The organism is Streptomyces uncialis (assembly GCF_036250755.1).
GTDB lineage: Bacteria > Actinomycetota > Actinomycetes > Streptomycetales > Streptomycetaceae > Streptomyces > Streptomyces uncialis.
Window position 1 is genome coordinate 5,057,450 of the sequence record NZ_CP109583.1, and the last position, 14,376, is coordinate 5,071,825.

Here is a 14,376-nt window from a genome sequence, read left to right on the forward strand (position 1 = left end):
GTGCGCGATTCGCCGCAAGATTTGACGGACCAGGCAGGGGGGCGGTGTTTTGTGCCGCACCAGGCCGGTGGCGGCGGGCATCGTGGTGAGACCGATCCGGCTACTCGCGATCCGGCTTCTCCGTTCCGCAGGTCATGTGGAAGGTGAGGTCGGAGAAGTCGCGGCCTTGGATCACCGGACCGTTCTGCGTACCTCCCGAGACGCTCTTGTGCACCTCGCCACCGGCTGCCTGTGCCCGCTGCCACCACTCTTCGAGGCGGACGCGGAATTTTTCGTCTAGAGCCGCCCGTACGTGAAGGGCTGTCACAAGTACCTGTGCCCGGTTCAGATCGGTGCTGTCTTCCTGTAGCGCGGCGAGCTTCAGTTCGCCGGAACTGGCCTGGGGCGGCCCATTCCCAGCCGGCTCCGGAACCGTCCTGCGCTGGAACGGGCGTCGCACCAAGGCAGCCAGCCCCGCCCAAGCTTGGCGGCCGACCTCACTTCCCGCGCTCCCTGCCAGTGCTGCCGAAACAGGAAGGTCGGACGACCGATGGCTAGGGACTTTCCCGCCTCCATGCGGATCGCCGACACCGATCCGCTGTGGGCCTACGCCGTCAAATACGAGGTCGCCGAGATCTTCAAGGCCGCCTTGAAGCAGTAACGCGCCCCACAGCAACAACACAGGACACATCGCCAGACGCAACCTAGAAGCACCACCGGCGCCCCGCAATCAAGCGGGAGGATGGCGGGCACCTCGGCACTACCCCGGCGCGTAACGACGTCCTCGACGACATCCGATCCGTGTCGACCGCCCTCGACTCCGGGCTGATGCCTATCCACCGCCCATGCACCGGGCTGTTCGACGAGCTACCGGGCTACGCATGGGACCCCGCAGCATCCGACCGCGACGAGGACCAGCCGATCAAGCGTGACGACCATAGCGCCGACGCGCTGCGCTACGTCGTGCACTCCAGTGCGCACGAGTGACGCCACCGGCTCACCACATCCACCGGTGCCGGGGAATCGGGATAGTCCGCCCCGTCCGGGCCCTCCACAAGAGCACGGAGCAGTGGACCCAGCCGTACAGGGAGATCAGCCCAAGCAGAATACCCAAGGTGCCAACGAACACAGCCGAGGGGAACGCGCGCAGATACCCCAGCGCCACGGCCAGACCCTCAACCAACAGCAACCACAAGTTCCAACGTCGCTTCCTGTGAATGACCCTGACATAGTCTTCAAACCTGCGCTGCTCTGCCGCCTCTTTGGCGGTCCCTTCATCGAGGATGCGCCGCTGGCGTTCGCTCCAACGTCGTTGCGTTTCTACTGCCTCCGGGTCCACTGGCGCAGCGGGCGAAGTGAACACAACGTCGCCGTGAATAGCACCGGACTGCACAACGTGGCCCTCGACGCTTCCACCCAACTCGTTTCGTATGGAAGGCTGTTCGCTCATGAGGCGGAAGATACGCGCTGACTCACAAGATCACCATCGAAGCGGCCGATGCCAATGCCCGCGAGCACACTTGGTGACCGCCTCCTTCGCCTTCCCGGAGAGCGGCGTACCGTGGCCGTCGCCGTCGTGGGCCCCGTACTGCCGCCAGGCTCAGGTCTGATCGAAAGGTGTCCCGAAGCTCAGTGAGCCCACGTTGCCAGCCTGAATCACTGGACCGTGCTGCACGCCCCCGCTAATAGTGTTATGGACATCCGCGGCCTGTTGATCACCCTTTGGGGTCGCCAAGTCAACAATTATTGACCGCAGTTCGGCAGCCGCGGCCGGATTTGCCAGCAAAGTGCGCCGCAATCGTGTACGCCACTCCGCCTGGACATCCAAGGCGGTCTGTTCGTCGCTGGCCTCCATTGCCGCCGCCAGTTCTCCGCGCGAGGTCTCCAGCTCCCCCTCGATCACGTCTTCCTCACCACCACCGCGACGCGAGAAGAACGACACCATCCGGTCACGAGCTTGTGCCCAGGAGTCCACCGCCATCTGCTGAACCAATGCCGTAGCGCCTGCGGCAGCAAGTGCCACCAACTCCGCTTCCATCGAACCACCTTTGCAGCATCTGAGGCCTCCACCGTACCCCCTGAAACTCGACGACCACAGCGTCGACGCCCTGTGCTACGCCGTCCATGCCACTGCACACGATTGGCGCCACCTGCTCGCTCATCAGCTATGCAGGATTGGCCGCTCGTACTTTCCTGGTTTCGTCCCAGAACCTCGGCAACCGTTCGTGCAACCCTTCTCGAAAGCACTCGTGGTTCGACCGTCCAGCCTGCTGGAGATCAAAACCTGCAGCGCGTACCAGCTCGATGAGTGGCTCGCCGGTGTGCCGGACGGGCCGACGCCGCAAACGCAGTGGTACCTCGCTGTGACCGGGAACGAGCAGGCGAACGTCGCTGCACTGCTCGGCGGGAACCGGCTGGTTGTGCACCGTGTCGACCTGCGTTCGTGGCACATCCGGCTCGACGACAACCCGAGCCTCTCCGCGGCCTACAACGACGCGCTGCGGGCCGAGTGCGTCGGACTCTGGCGCCGCCGGATGATCGAGGGCACCTGGGTGATCGCCGAGGGCGCGGTCTACGATATGTTCGACGAACTGCCGCCGATGCGCCGGTACTGGGTCCCCATCGACTACGGAACCGCGAACCAGTTCTCGGCGATCCTGTACGGCCTCGGCGCCGACGACCGGCTGTACGCGGTCAACGAGTGGCGCCCCAACTCGTGAGCCTTACACCGACAGATGACCGACGCGCAGTTCAGCCGCGCCGTGAGCGCATGGCTCGACGAGCAGCAGGTCGTTCCCGAGTGGACGTTTATTGACCCGTCCGCGACGAGCTTGTCCGCTCAATTGTGAACAGACAGGCATCCCGTCGTCGCCCTTGCGAACAGCGAGGTGCTCAACGGCATCCGTAGCGTGTCAACCGCGCTCGGCTCCGGGCTGTTGCGCGTACATCGATCATGCCGGGGACTCCTCGACGAGCTGCCCGGTTACGCCTGGCCAGAAGAGACCACAGCACGCGGCGAGGACAAGCAGAACAAGTGCCACGACCGCTCCTGCGACGGGCTGCGGTACGTGATCCACTCGACTGCGCACGTGTGGCGCCAAGTGTCAGACGTATTGAAGGACAGCGGTTGATCAGCTGCTCAATCCGGGGACTCAGCGATAGCGTCGAAGAGCCAACCAGTGCTTCGCCAGGAGTCCGAAACCGATCACCACGTCGAACCACCCAATCGACGCCCACGTCACTCGCGTGCTGTCGCCCCCGGATCCGTGACCACCGACAACCAGGAACAGGCCGAAAAGGATCCATACGACAGACCCGTAGATTCCGCGACGTGCCTTCTTGAGGAATTTCTGTCTTTGAAACTGAGACTGGGCGTAGCGTGCTGCACGTTCTGCATCTTCGGCGTCCAGGATTCGTTTCGTGCGTGCCGACCAGCGAGCACGTAACTCTGCCTCCTCTGGGCTCGGCGTAGCAGGCAGGATCACATTGCCGTTGATGGATCCAGCCTGGACCACGGGCCCGTTGACATGGCCGCTCACGCCGTTGCTTACGTTGTTGGTGACGTCCCGTCCCTCTCCCATGTTCCAGAAGGTACGCGAGGGCGCCACCACTCTCAATCGACTCATGTTGATCCATGCCTGGCTCGCTTGGTACGCGGAGAAGACCCCGGGCAGGTTGTTGTTCGTGGGCGAGCGGGGCAAGCTTTTCCGTCGTTCGCCCTTCGGCCGGGAGTGGCGCAAGGCCCGTAGCGTGGTCGGACTGCCGGCCGATGTCCGGTTCTACGATCTTCGTCACACCGAACACACCCTGACCACCCGATTGGGCGCGACGCTCAAGGACACGGTGGTGCGTGTCGGCCAGTCCACGGATAGGGCCGCGCGCATCTATCAGCACTCGGACTCCGAGCGCCAACGTGAGGTCGCTTCCGGGCTCGACTCCCTGATGCAGGCTGAAAGGCGGAAGGCTGCGGCCAAGACTGATGAACAGGCATCGGGCACGGAGCGGGCACGAGACACCTAGACAGGTCTAGACAACAAACAAAGCCCAAGTCGCTGACTTGGGCTTTCATTGTGGAGCGGGTGACGAGAATCGAACTCGCGCTCTGAGCTTGGGAAGCTCATGTTCTACCATTAAACTACACCCGCGTGTGCACCGGTCGGGACCGGTTGTGCATCGGCGCTCACTCTACCCCATGCCAGGCCCCCGGCGTCCGAGCCGTGGGGCCTGTCGGCCCGGGTGGGGGTGACGGGTGTGTGGGGCGGGGGAGTTGGGGCGTACCTTGGGGTGCGGGGCGGGTGTGGGCGGGGTATCGGAGTGCCGCCTGGATGGGCGTCCCTTTCCTCCCGTAATGTTGCGGTTCTCGTCGGTCCGTCGGATGCCCGTGCGGTTGTCCCCGGTCCGGCGCCGTTCCAGGATCGTGGGGAAGGGACTCAGAGGACTTGATGCAGCTCACTGTCGTCCGGTGTGCCGAGGGGCACGTGTTCAGCACCGCTTCGTTCCCGATGCAGCAGGCCGAGCGGCTCGGCCCCGGGCGGCTCCTGCGCTGCCCCCGCTGCGCTCGGCTCCGCAGCGCCGTACCCGTCGTACCCGCCAAGCGTTAGCGCCCGGCAGCGGCGGCCGCGCTCCGTGCGCGGTCGCCGCCGTACCGTCCCCGTAGCGCCGTCGGCGCGCCCGCATGCGAGCGGGGCCGTCCGACTTGCGTATCCTCGGGACGTGCTTCTCTCTGACAAGGACATCCGGGCCGAGATCGACGCAGGCCGGGTGCGTATCGACCCGTACGACGAATCGATGGTGCAGCCGTCGAGCATCGACGTGCGGCTGGACCGCTACTTCCGGGTGTTCGAGAACCACCGGTACCCGCATATCGACCCCTCGGTCGAGCAGGCGGACCTGACCAGACTCGTGGAGCCCGAGGGCGACGAGCCGTTCATCCTGCACCCGGGTGAGTTCGTGCTGGCCTCGACATACGAGGTCATCGCGCTGCCCGACGACCTGGCGAGCCGGCTGGAGGGGAAGTCCAGCCTCGGACGCCTCGGGCTCGTGACGCATTCGACCGCCGGGTTCATCGACCCCGGGTTCTCCGGGCACGTCACCCTCGAACTGTCGAACCTCGCGACGCTGCCGATCAAGCTGTGGCCCGGGATGAAGATCGGCCAGCTCTGTCTGTTCCGGCTGACCTCGCCCGCCGAGTTCGCCTACGGCTCCGAGCGCTACGGTTCGCGCTACCAGGGCCAGCGCGGTCCCACCGCCTCGCGTTCCTTCCTGAACTTCCACCGGACCCAGGTATGAGCGCCTCCGGGACCGGCGTACGGGAGAACCTGACGTACGAGCGGTTCGGCACCGCCGTCCGGGAGCTGGCGCAGACGATCGCGGACGACGGGTACCGGCCGGACGTCATCATCTCCATCGCGCGCGGCGGCGTCTTCGTCGCCGGCGGTCTCGCGTACGCCCTCGACTGCAAGAACATCCACCTGGTCAACGTGGAGTTCTACACCGGGGTGGGGACGACCCTGGAGATGCCGGTGATGCTGGCGCCCGTCCCCAACGCGATCGACTTCACCGACAAGAAGGTCCTCATCGCGGACGATGTCGCGGACACCGGGAAGACCCTGAAGCTCGTCCACGACTTCTGCCTCGACCATGTCGCGGAGGTCCGCTCCGCCGTCGTGTACGAGAAGTCCCACTCCCTCGTGAAGTGCGAGTACGTGTGGAAGCGCACCGACGAGTGGATCAACTTCCCCTGGAGCGTCGAGCCGCCCGTCGTACGCCGCTCCGGACAGGTCCTCGACGCCTGACCTACGCCTGATCCACTCCTGACCTGGTCCTTCCGCATCCGGTACGACGAACGGGGCGCGGGGGCGGATCCTTCTCCGCCCCCGCGCCCCGTTCGTCGTCGTACACCGGCCCCCGGGGGCGGTCAGAACGTCCCGAGCTTGATGATCGACAGCAGCGCCGCCAGCTGGATCGCCGACGCGCCCAGTGCCTTCGGCCACGGCAGGTCGTGCGACTTGTTCACCATCACCGTGAACAGGGCGCCCGCCGCGATCCAGGTGATCCAGCCGAGGATCTGCACGAACGGCTTGTCGCCGCCGGCGAACATGGCCACGATCAGCCGGGGTGTGTCCGTGAGGGCCATGATCAGCATGGACAGACCGACCGTCGGCTGCCAGGCCCCGTCCCCGCCGAGCTGACGCGCCAGCGTGTGGGTGACCACACCGAGCACGAACGCGCCGAACACCATCACGACACCGGTCAGCAGGACGTACGGCACGGCCGACGACAGCGTCGAGCTGATCGCGTCCTCACGCGCCCCGTCGAAGCCGAAGATCGCCAGCAGGCCGTAGAGGAACGTCACGACCAGCGCCGTGCCCCAGACCGAGTAGTCCCGCATCCGCAGGAAGGTCGCTCCGGGGCGGACGACGATGCCCTTGAGGAGTTCCTTCCAGTGCAGCGGAGGGCCGGCGGGCGGCGCGGCGGGCTGGCCCGCGTGGTACGTCCCGCCCTGGTTGTAGGGGTCCTCGCCGACGGTGAACGCCTGCGTGTGGCCGGGGTTGTTGGCCGCGTAGGGGTCGTGGGCGCACTGCTGGGGGTGGTGCTGCCCGTCGCCGAAGTACTCCGGCTCCCCGTGCCGACCCGGCCCCTGCCCCTGGCCGGGTCCCTGGCCCTGTCTCTGTCCGGGTCCCCTGCCCTGTCCCGGGGCGGGGCCCTGCGGCCAGCCGCCGCTCTGGCCGTAGCCACCGCCCTGGCCGCCGTACTGCTGCGGCTGCCCGTACGGCGGTCGGCCTTGGGCAGGGGAGGGTGGCGGCCCGCCGTACGGGGCCTGCTGACCGTACGGCTGCTGCTGCGGGGGTTGTTGGGGTCGCGCCTGCGGTGTGCGGTTGTCCCGGCCGCGTCCGATCCTGAATCCAGCCACGTCATCGAACGTACCTGGTCCGGCGGAGCGGTGGGCTGGGGGCGGGGGTGGGGGACGGGGTTTGCGGCCGAGCTGTGACATCCCCTAGGGGACCCCCGACGGGTCGCCTTCGCCCGCGCTTCTGGGCGCTTCGGGGTCTGTCCGGCGGGGCGTACTTGTCCCGGTGCCCGTCGTTCGTGGGTGCGCAGTTCCCCGCGGGTCGCCTTCGCTCGCGCTTCCGAGGTCCCCTGTGCTGGGCGTACTTCGTTCCTGTGCCGTCGCTCGTGGGTTTCGCGCAGTTCCCCGCGCCCCTGGATGCTGCCCCTTCGGGATTGTTCGTCGTGTGCGGGACCGTCCTCGTCTTCGCGCAGTTCCCCGCGCCCCTTCGGGGGCGCCCCCTGAGGTTGTTCTTCACCCTCCTCCTCTCGCAGTCGCATGGCTGCGTAAGGGGGTGGGCGGGAATCTCTGCCCGCAGACTCCGACGCCACCAGTACATCCACTGGACGTCGTACCGAGCGCGTTGGAGCGAGGACGGAGAATCCCGACCGGCACCGACCCGAAGAACCGGCCGGACGCGCCCCAAAGGGGCGCGGGGAACTGCGCACCCACCGAGCGACCCGCACGGGACAAGTGCGCCCACCCGGACAGACCTCAAAAGCGCAAGCGAAGGCGAAAAGCAGGCCGGCTCCGCCGGAGGGGGTGCGGGGCCGGCCTGCGTACCGGGGTGGGGGACCGTGGCGGGACCTACTCGTCGATGACCGAACCGAACCGGGCCGCGTCGAACTTCCCGGCGGCGGCACCAGCGTCAGCGTCGAGCCCGAACGTCCAGGCCCCCGCCCCGCTCACCCCGCCGGGCCCCGCGGGCAGCGCCCACACCACGCCCCGGCGCCCGTCCTCCCCGGGTGCCGAGACCAGCAACGCGTACCGGCCCCGCGGGTCGGGCCCCGTGAACCGGACCTGTGCCCCCCACGCGTCCCCCGGCTCCGCCTTGCCGGGAATCCACCGGGAGTCCTGGTTCCAGTGCGCGACCCCGCGCGCGGAGAGCCCGGACGCCGTACCCCTGAGCACCCACACCGCCCCCGCGTCGGCGGCGCGGCCCACGTCCTCGCCGGGTGCGCCGATCACGACATCGGCGTACCCGTCGCCGTCCGCGTCCGCGACGGAGAGGTCGCCGCCGAAGGCGTCACCGCGTTCGGCGGTGCCCGGGAGCCCGGGGGAGTCCTGGGTCCACCACTGAGGTGTGGCCGCGGGCCCGTCGGGACCGCCGTAGCGGACGCCGACCAGCCCCCCGGTCAGGGTCTCGCCGCCGTCGTCGGGGGACGCGGGCTCACCGGTGACGAGGTCGTCGTACCCGTCGCCGTCGATGTCCCCGGACGCGGCGACGGGCCCGCCCCGCGACTCCCGCGCGTACCCCGGGCCCCGGTCGCCGCCGGGGAAGTACGCGGACCAGCCGTGACCGGGTTCGGCGCCGGTGGTGACCCCGGAGACGACGAGGTCCGCGAGCCCGTCGCGGTTGTGGTCGCCGGTCGTGAGGGTCCGCGGCAGCACGGCACGCGCGCCGGCGGGCCGGGACAGCGGCTGCCGGGTGAGGGTCCGGGGCGTGACGGTCCGGGGCGTGACGGTGGACCCGGCACCCGCGGCCTGACCGGCACCCGCGGCCTGACCGGCACCCGCCTCGGCCGCGCGCGGGACGATACCGCCCGGCTGGTCGCCGCCGGGCTGTCCCGGGCCGGGTCCGGGACCGGGGAGCTCCCCCGGCGCGAATTCGAGGAGCTCCAGGCCGTCGCGGTCGGCCACGACGAGCAGATCACCGGGGTTCGCCGCGCTGAAACGGGCGGCGGCGAGCACCGCGCCGAAGCGGTCCCCACCAGTGGGACGCGGTGCCTGGAGCCAGCCGACGGACCCCGCGAGACCCGTCGGGGTGCCCCACAGCACGGTCGCCCCGCCCGCGTCGCGCGCGCCGCCCAGATCCTCGCCGGGGACGCCGACGATCAGGTCGTCGTACCCGTCGCTGTCGAGGTCACCGGTGGCGAGGGCCGCGCCGAACCGGTCGCCCGCCTCGGGTGCCCCGGGAACGCGGGGGGTGGCCTGGCTGAGCCGGCTGACGCGCTGGACGCCGACCCCGTCGGCGGTGCCGTACCGCACGCTCACCCGGCCCGCGCCGCTCGCCCCGGCCACGGTCGCGTCGGGCGCGGCGATCACGACGTCCTCGAACCCGTCGCCGTCGAAGTCGCTGTTGCGGTCGTTCGCGTACGTACCGCCGGGGGTCCCGGCGAGCGCGGGGTGCGCGGTGGCGAGGGTGACGGCCGCCCCGGACGCGAGGAGGAACGCGGCCAGGGCGGCGGCCGATCGGTTGTTGCGCACGTACGGCTCCTGGGTGGGGAAGGGGGTGGCCGGGCAGGCGCGGGGGCCGCCGGAGAGGGCCCGTACCTGTCCGGCGCATATTCCGACGCCGACCGCCGGGGAACGGTTGCAGCGGATTCGCACGCGCGTACGGTTCGTGGCGTACGGACGGTACGTCTCCCGGCAGGGCCCGTCCCGGTGGGTCCGCCTCCGCGTCGTAGGCCGGGTACGTACGTCCATCAGTACGCCTCCCGCGCCGCCCCCGGGTACGCACGAGGCCCGGGTCACCTCAAAGGGGTGGACCCGGGCCTTGATCCCGTCTCCGGGGCGTACGACGAACCGGCGCGAACCGCGAGCTGCGAGCCATGAGCCGCGAACCGCGAGCCGTAGTCAGGTCGCCGGACCGCGAACCGCGACCGTGAGCCGCAGTCAGGTCGCCGGACCGCGAACCGCGAACCGCGAACGCGGCCCAGGGTCACCGGACCGCGGTCAGGTGGCCGGCTGCGGCTCCGGCTCGTTCTCCGCGGGGGCCGTCCCGGCCGGAGGCTCGTCGCCGGGGGTGCGCACCGACTCCAGCAGCAGCTGGGCGACGTCCACCACCTGGAGGGACTCCTTCACCTGGGCCCCGCCGGTACCGCCCTCGCTCGTACCGCTCTCGGCCGCCGCCTTCTTGGCGTTGACGGAGTCGGTGAGCATCACCAGGCAGAACGGGCACGCCGTCGAGACGATGTCGGGGTTGAGGGACAGCGCCTCGTCCACCCGCTCGTTGTTGATGCGCTTGCCGATCCGCTCCTCCATCCACATCCGCGCGCCGCCCGCGCCGCAGCAGAAGCCGCGTTCCTTGTGGCGGTGCATCTCCTCGTTCCGCAGGCCCGGCACCTTGGCGATGATCTCGCGCGGCGGTGTGTAGACCTTGTTGTGGCGGCCCAGGTAGCACGGGTCGTGGTAGGTGATCAGCCCCTCGACGGGGGTGACCGGGATCAGCCGGCCCTCGTCGATGAGGTGCTGGAGCAGCTGGGTGTGGTGGATGACCTCGTAGTCGCCGCCGAGCTGCGGGTACTCGTTGGCGATGGTGTTGAAGCAGTGCGGGCAGGTCGAGACGATCTTCTTCGCGGACTTCGGCTTGCGGGTCGTCGCGTCCTCGTCGTCCTCGCCGAACGCCATGTTCAGCATGGCCACGTTCTCCTGGCCGAGCTGCTGGAACAGCGGCTCGTTGCCGAGGCGGCGGGCGGAGTCGCCGGTGCACTTCTCGTCGCCGCCCATGATCGCGAACTTCACGCCCGCGATGTGCAGCAGTTCGGCGAACGCCCTGGTGGTCTTCTTCGCCCGGTCCTCCAAGGCGCCGGCGCAGCCGACCCAGTACAGATAGTCGACCTCGCCGAGGTCTTCGAGGTCCTGGCCGACGACCGGCACCTCGAAGTCGACCTCCTTGGTCCACTCCAGGCGCTGCTTCTTCGCCAGCCCCCAGGGGTTGCCCTTCTTCTCCAGGTTCTTGAGCATCGTCCCGGCCTCGGAGGGGAACGCGCTCTCGATCATCACCTGGTAGCGGCGCATGTCGACGATGTGGTCGATGTGCTCGATGTCGACCGGGCACTGCTCGACACAGGCGCCGCAGGTGGTGCAGGACCACAGCACGTCCGGGTCGATGACGCCGTTCTCCTCGGCGGTGCCGATGAGCGGGCGTTCGGCCTCGGCGAGGGCCGCGGCCGGTACGTCCTTCAGCGCCTCGGCGCTCGCCTTCTCCTCGCCCTCCATCGTCTTGCCGCCGCCCGCGAGCAGATACGGGGCCTTGGCGTGCGCGTGGTCGCGCAGCGACATGATCAGCAGCTTGGGGGAGAGCGGCTTGCCGGTGTTCCAGGCGGGGCACTGCGACTGGCAGCGTCCGCACTCGGTGCAGGTGGAGAAGTCGAGCAGGCCCTTCCAGGAGAAGTGCTCGACCTGGCTGACGCCGAACACGTCGTCGTCGCCCGGGTCCTCGAAGTCGATGACCTTGCCGCCGGAGGTCATCGGCAGCAGTTCACCGAGCGCGGTGCCGCCGTCGGCGCGCCGCTTGAACCAGATGTTCGGGAAAGCGAGGAACCGGTGCCAGGCGACACCCATGTCGGTACGGAGCGAGACCGTGATCATCCAGATGAACGACGTGGAGATCTTGATCATCGCGAAGAGGTACACGAGGTTCTGGAGCGTGCCGACGGAGAGCCCGTCGAAGAGCGCGACCAGCGGGTACGAGACCAGATAGGCGGGGGTGTACCCGTCCACGTGGTGCAGCGCGCCCTCCAGCCCGCGCAGCACCAGGATCGCGACACCGATGATCAGGATGACGGCTTCGACGAAGTACGCCTGACCCATGTTGGAGCCCGCGAAGCGGGACTTGCGTCCCGGGCGGTCCGGCAGCGAGAGCTGGCGGATCACGATGAGGGTGAGGATGCCGAGGACGGTCAGGACGCCGATCAGCTCGGTGAAGATCTCGTACGGCGCCCAGGTCCCGATGAGCGGGAGCGTCCAGTCCGCCTGGAAGAGCTGCCCGAGGGCGTGCACCAGGGTCAGGACCAGCGCGAAGAAGCCGACCGAGACGAACCAGTGCGCCACGCCGACGACGCCCCACTGGTTCATCCGCGTATGGCCGAGGAACTCCCGTGCGACCGTGACGGTACGCCCGGCCGGGTCGTCCGTTCGGGTGCCCGCCGGGACATCCTGCCCCAGGCGCACATAGCGGTAGATCTGTGCGATGGCCCGGACGAACAGGGCTGCGCCGACCGTGGCGAGCACCAACGACACAATGATCGCGGCGAGTTGCATGGAGGCTCCTCGGGCCTGCGAGAACTTGACTACTAAGCGGTAACTTATGGGGTTCGTTCGAGGGTACCCAGTTGTTTCGCCGCACTGTAGTCAGCCGGGCGGTGATCTGTGTCGCTGAGGTTCCCCTATCCCACGGCGGCTTGACGGGGCGTGGGGCGAGGGAGGGAACCGGGAGGGGAACGGGCGGGGAGGGTGGCCCGGGAACGAGAACAGCCCCGCCGGAGAGATCCGGTGGGGCTGTGTGCCCTTACGGGCGAAAGTGGCTGGGGCCGGGATCGAACCGGCGACCTATCGCTTTTCAGGCGATCGCTCGTACCAACTGAGCTACCCAGCCACGAAGTTCACGAAGAACTTCAGCGGTCCTGACGGGATTTGAACCCGCGGCCTCCACCTTGACAGGGTGGCGAGCACTCCAAGCTGCTCCACAGGACCCGGTGCGTGTGCCGAAACAGTCTTGCACACTGTGCCCCCAACGGGATTCGAACCCGTGCTACCGCCTTGAAAGGGCGGCGTCCTAGGCCGCTAGACGATGAGGGCTATCGGCCCGCCTGGGCGCTTCTCAGCGCGTCGGGGACGTGAGAAGCATATGGGATGCCGGGAGGTATCGCCAAAACGGTTTACGGGACCCGCTCCGGAGGGGTCGCGCCGGGCCGGTTCTCCTCCGCCAGATGGCGGCTCACCTCGGCCGTGCTGAGGCCCAGACCACCCAGTTCGATCTCGTCCCACGCCTGGAGCCGGCGGGTGTCCCGGTCCAGGTAGAGGACCGACGCCTCCACCGGGTCCGGCTTCTTCCCCTCGACCGCGCGCAGCCCGCCGCCGCCCGTGGAACCCTCCAGCCGCATCCGGGTCCCCAGCGGCAGGGTCCGCGTCTCCTGCCGGTGGTAGTGCCCGGCCAGGACCATCGGGACCGTCCCGTCGGTCTCCCGCGCCGCCGCCGGCTGATGGACCACCGCGATGTCGACCGGGGTACCCGCCGACCGCTGGTCCCGCAGCGTGGACGCGAGCCGGATGCCCGCCATCCGGTTCGCCGCGTCACCGCCCGCCGGGGTCGACCGGTCGGGCGTGAACGTCGGGTCACCCGTACCGGCGAACCTCACTCCCGCCACGGTGACCGCGCGTCCCTCGTCCAGGACATGGACATCGCGCATCCGCTCCAGATAGCGCTGGGTCGTCCGGGAGTCGTGGTTGCCCCGCACCCACACATACGGGGCGCCCAGGTCCTCGATCGGGTCCAGGAAGCCGTTCTCGGCCGCGCTGCCGTGGTCCATCGTGTCGCCCGTGTCCACGATCACGTCGATCGCGTACTGCTCCACCAGCGAGGCGACGATCTTCCAGCTCGCCGGGTTCAGATGGATGTCCGACACATGCAGCACCCGCAGGGTGGACGCTTCCGGGCGGTACGCGGGGAGCGTGGACGTCGCGTCGTACAGCTTGGTCACATTGGTCACCAGCCGCGCCAACTCCTGCTGGTACACATCGAACTCGCTGACGATGCTGCGCGCGTCCCCGACCACCGAGGGCGCGCTGGTGAGCAGCCCGGAGAAGCGCGGTTCCAGCACCGCGCCGGGCCGCCAGGTGGCCAGCGCGGTCGCCCCCGAGGTGACCAGCAGCGCCAGCGCGAGCCCGCCCGCCGCCACCGCGCGGCGCGGCCGCCGGTAGACCACGAGCCCCAGCGTGCCCGCCCCCACCACGACCGCCGCACAGGACCGCACCGCCAGGTCGAGCGTGCCGCGCCCGACGTCCCGGGCCACCTCGTCCTGGAGCCCGGATATCCGCTCCGGGTGCTTGACCAGCGCCTGTGAACGCACCGGGTCGAGCTGTTCCACGTCCACGTCCAGCCGGATCGGCGCGGTGTGGGTGTCCAGCTCCAGCGCGCCCAGCGGGGACACATTGATCTTCGTACCGCCGGACAGCGAGGCCCGCAGGGTCATGCTCGTGTCCATCGGACCCACCGGCACCCGCACACTCCCCACCACCAGCAGCCCCAGCCACGCCCCCGCCAGCACGACCCCCGCCATCCCCAGCGCCCTGCGGTACGGGTGCCCCGGGCGCGCCGGCAGCTCCACCGGCCGTACGGGACGGGACCGCCGCGCCCGCGGCCGGAACGCCGTACGGAACGCCTTGCCGAGCCCCGTACCGAACCCCTTACCGAACCTCGCGCGGAACGCCCTACGGGATGCCGCGGACGACTTCTTCGTACGGGAAGTCGTGCGGGAGGCCGTGCGGGACGTCGTACGGGGCGAAGTGCGGGCAGGCGTACGGGAGGTGCCGCGGTCCGGGCCGCGGGGCGTGTCGCGGGGCATTGGTCCCGTATGCCCCGGCGGCCGGTCGGCCATGCGGGGGAGCGTCATGGGGGGCGGTCA

11 protein-coding genes, 4 tRNA genes and 1 pseudogene are annotated in these 14,376 nt (G+C 69.2%); 5 read left to right on the forward strand and 11 right to left on the reverse strand.

Features of this window, described 5'->3' with window-relative positions; genetic code table 11:
- Positions 1 to 780: 780 nt before the first annotated feature.
- Positions 781 to 966, forward strand: a complete 186-nt coding sequence (locus tag OG711_RS20965) for a hypothetical protein (RefSeq protein ID WP_329560039.1) — start codon at positions 781 to 783, stop codon at positions 964 to 966.
- A 10-nt stretch (positions 967 to 976) separates the two neighbouring features.
- Here the strand turns inward: OG711_RS20965 and OG711_RS20970 are convergent, their stop codons facing one another.
- Both OG711_RS20970 and OG711_RS20975 read right to left on the reverse strand, forming a co-directional pair.
- The gene (locus OG711_RS20970) at positions 977 to 1,429 is read right to left on the reverse strand and encodes a hypothetical protein (RefSeq protein ID WP_329560040.1); all 453 of its coding nucleotides are present in this window, start codon (positions 1,427 to 1,429) and stop codon (positions 977 to 979) included.
- A gap of 150 nt (positions 1,430 to 1,579) precedes the next feature.
- Complete coding sequence (locus tag OG711_RS20975) at positions 1,580 to 2,017, reverse strand: hypothetical protein (protein ID WP_329560041.1); 438 nt, start codon at positions 2,015 to 2,017, stop codon at positions 1,580 to 1,582.
- A 211-nt stretch (positions 2,018 to 2,228) separates the two neighbouring features.
- Here OG711_RS20975 and OG711_RS20980 point away from each other — a divergent pair, with 211 nt between their 5' ends.
- Positions 2,229 to 2,699, forward strand: coding sequence for a hypothetical protein (locus tag OG711_RS20980; RefSeq protein ID WP_329560042.1), 471 nt, complete (start codon positions 2,229 to 2,231; stop codon positions 2,697 to 2,699).
- A gap of 432 nt (positions 2,700 to 3,131) precedes the next feature.
- On the opposite strand, the gene OG711_RS20985 is transcribed toward OG711_RS20980, so the two are convergent.
- Positions 3,132 to 3,560: a hypothetical protein gene (locus OG711_RS20985; RefSeq protein ID WP_329560043.1), complete on the reverse strand. Its 429-nt coding sequence runs from the start codon at positions 3,558 to 3,560 to the stop codon at positions 3,132 to 3,134.
- Positions 3,561 to 3,621: 61 nt separating this feature from the next.
- Between OG711_RS20985 and OG711_RS20990 the strand changes: the two are divergent.
- Positions 3,622 to 3,999 (forward strand): annotated as a pseudogene (locus OG711_RS20990) (tyrosine-type recombinase/integrase); the annotation flags it as partial.
- Positions 4,000 to 4,050: 51 nt separating this feature from the next.
- Here OG711_RS20990 and OG711_RS20995 read toward each other — a convergent pair.
- Positions 4,051 to 4,124: transfer RNA gene (locus OG711_RS20995), tRNA-Gly, on the reverse strand.
- A 568-nt stretch (positions 4,125 to 4,692) separates the two neighbouring features.
- On the opposite strand from OG711_RS20995, the gene dcd reads away from it, so the two are divergent.
- Together dcd and OG711_RS21005 are read left to right on the forward strand one after the other, a co-directional pair.
- The gene (gene dcd, locus OG711_RS21000) at positions 4,693 to 5,268 is read left to right on the forward strand and encodes a dCTP deaminase (RefSeq protein ID WP_073787489.1); all 576 of its coding nucleotides are present in this window, start codon (positions 4,693 to 4,695) and stop codon (positions 5,266 to 5,268) included.
- Positions 5,265 to 5,774 (forward strand): phosphoribosyltransferase, encoded by a 510-nt coding sequence (locus OG711_RS21005; protein WP_073787491.1) that lies wholly within the window; start codon positions 5,265 to 5,267, stop codon positions 5,772 to 5,774. The genes dcd and OG711_RS21005 overlap by 4 nt, the downstream gene beginning before the upstream one ends.
- A 122-nt stretch (positions 5,775 to 5,896) precedes the next feature.
- On the opposite strand, the gene OG711_RS21010 is transcribed toward OG711_RS21005, so the two are convergent.
- The 7 genes from OG711_RS21010 to OG711_RS21040 all read right to left on the reverse strand — a co-directional run bounded on the left by OG711_RS21010 (position 5,897) and on the right by OG711_RS21040 (position 14,316).
- Positions 5,897 to 6,973, reverse strand: a complete 1,077-nt coding sequence (locus OG711_RS21010; protein ID WP_329560044.1) for a Yip1 family protein — start codon at positions 6,971 to 6,973, stop codon at positions 5,897 to 5,899.
- A 642-nt stretch (positions 6,974 to 7,615) separates the two neighbouring features.
- The gene (locus OG711_RS21015; RefSeq protein ID WP_329560045.1) at positions 7,616 to 9,235 is read right to left on the reverse strand and encodes an FG-GAP and VCBS repeat-containing protein; all 1,620 of its coding nucleotides are present in this window, start codon (positions 9,233 to 9,235) and stop codon (positions 7,616 to 7,618) included.
- Positions 9,236 to 9,703: 468 nt separating this feature from the next.
- A complete protein-coding gene (locus OG711_RS21020; protein WP_329560046.1) occupies positions 9,704 to 12,013 on the reverse strand; it encodes a (Fe-S)-binding protein in 2,310 nt (769 codons plus the stop codon).
- A gap of 260 nt (positions 12,014 to 12,273) precedes the next feature.
- Positions 12,274 to 12,347, reverse strand: a tRNA-Phe gene (locus tag OG711_RS21025).
- A gap of 23 nt (positions 12,348 to 12,370) precedes the next feature.
- Positions 12,371 to 12,445, reverse strand: a tRNA-Asp gene (locus tag OG711_RS21030).
- 32 nt (positions 12,446 to 12,477) lie between these two features.
- A tRNA-Glu gene (locus OG711_RS21035) sits at positions 12,478 to 12,550 on the reverse strand.
- 80 nt (positions 12,551 to 12,630) lie between these two features.
- Positions 12,631 to 14,316, reverse strand: a complete 1,686-nt coding sequence (locus OG711_RS21040; protein ID WP_405673888.1) for a metallophosphoesterase family protein — start codon at positions 14,314 to 14,316, stop codon at positions 12,631 to 12,633.
- Positions 14,317 to 14,376 lie beyond the last annotated feature (60 nt).

Excerpts from the sequence above, each read along its gene's own strand:
- OG711_RS20970 (WP_329560040.1), bottom strand. The coding sequence starts at position 1,429 with ATGAGCGAACAGCCTTCCATACGAAACGAGTTGGGTGGAAGCGTCGAG.
- OG711_RS20975 (WP_329560041.1), bottom strand. The coding sequence starts at position 2,017 with ATGGAAGCGGAGTTGGTGGCACTTGCTGCCGCAGGCGCTACGGCATTG.
- OG711_RS20985 (WP_329560043.1), bottom strand. The coding sequence starts at position 3,560 with ATGGGAGAGGGACGGGACGTCACCAACAACGTAAGCAACGGCGTGAGC.
- OG711_RS21005 (WP_073787491.1), top strand. The coding sequence starts at position 5,265 with ATGAGCGCCTCCGGGACCGGCGTACGGGAGAACCTGACGTACGAGCGG.
- OG711_RS21010 (WP_329560044.1), bottom strand. The coding sequence starts at position 6,973 with ATGTCACAGCTCGGCCGCAAACCCCGTCCCCCACCCCCGCCCCCAGCC.
- OG711_RS21020 (WP_329560046.1), bottom strand. The coding sequence starts at position 12,013 with ATGCAACTCGCCGCGATCATTGTGTCGTTGGTGCTCGCCACGGTCGGC.
- OG711_RS21040 (WP_405673888.1), bottom strand. The coding sequence starts at position 14,316 with ATGCCCCGCGACACGCCCCGCGGCCCGGACCGCGGCACCTCCCGTACG.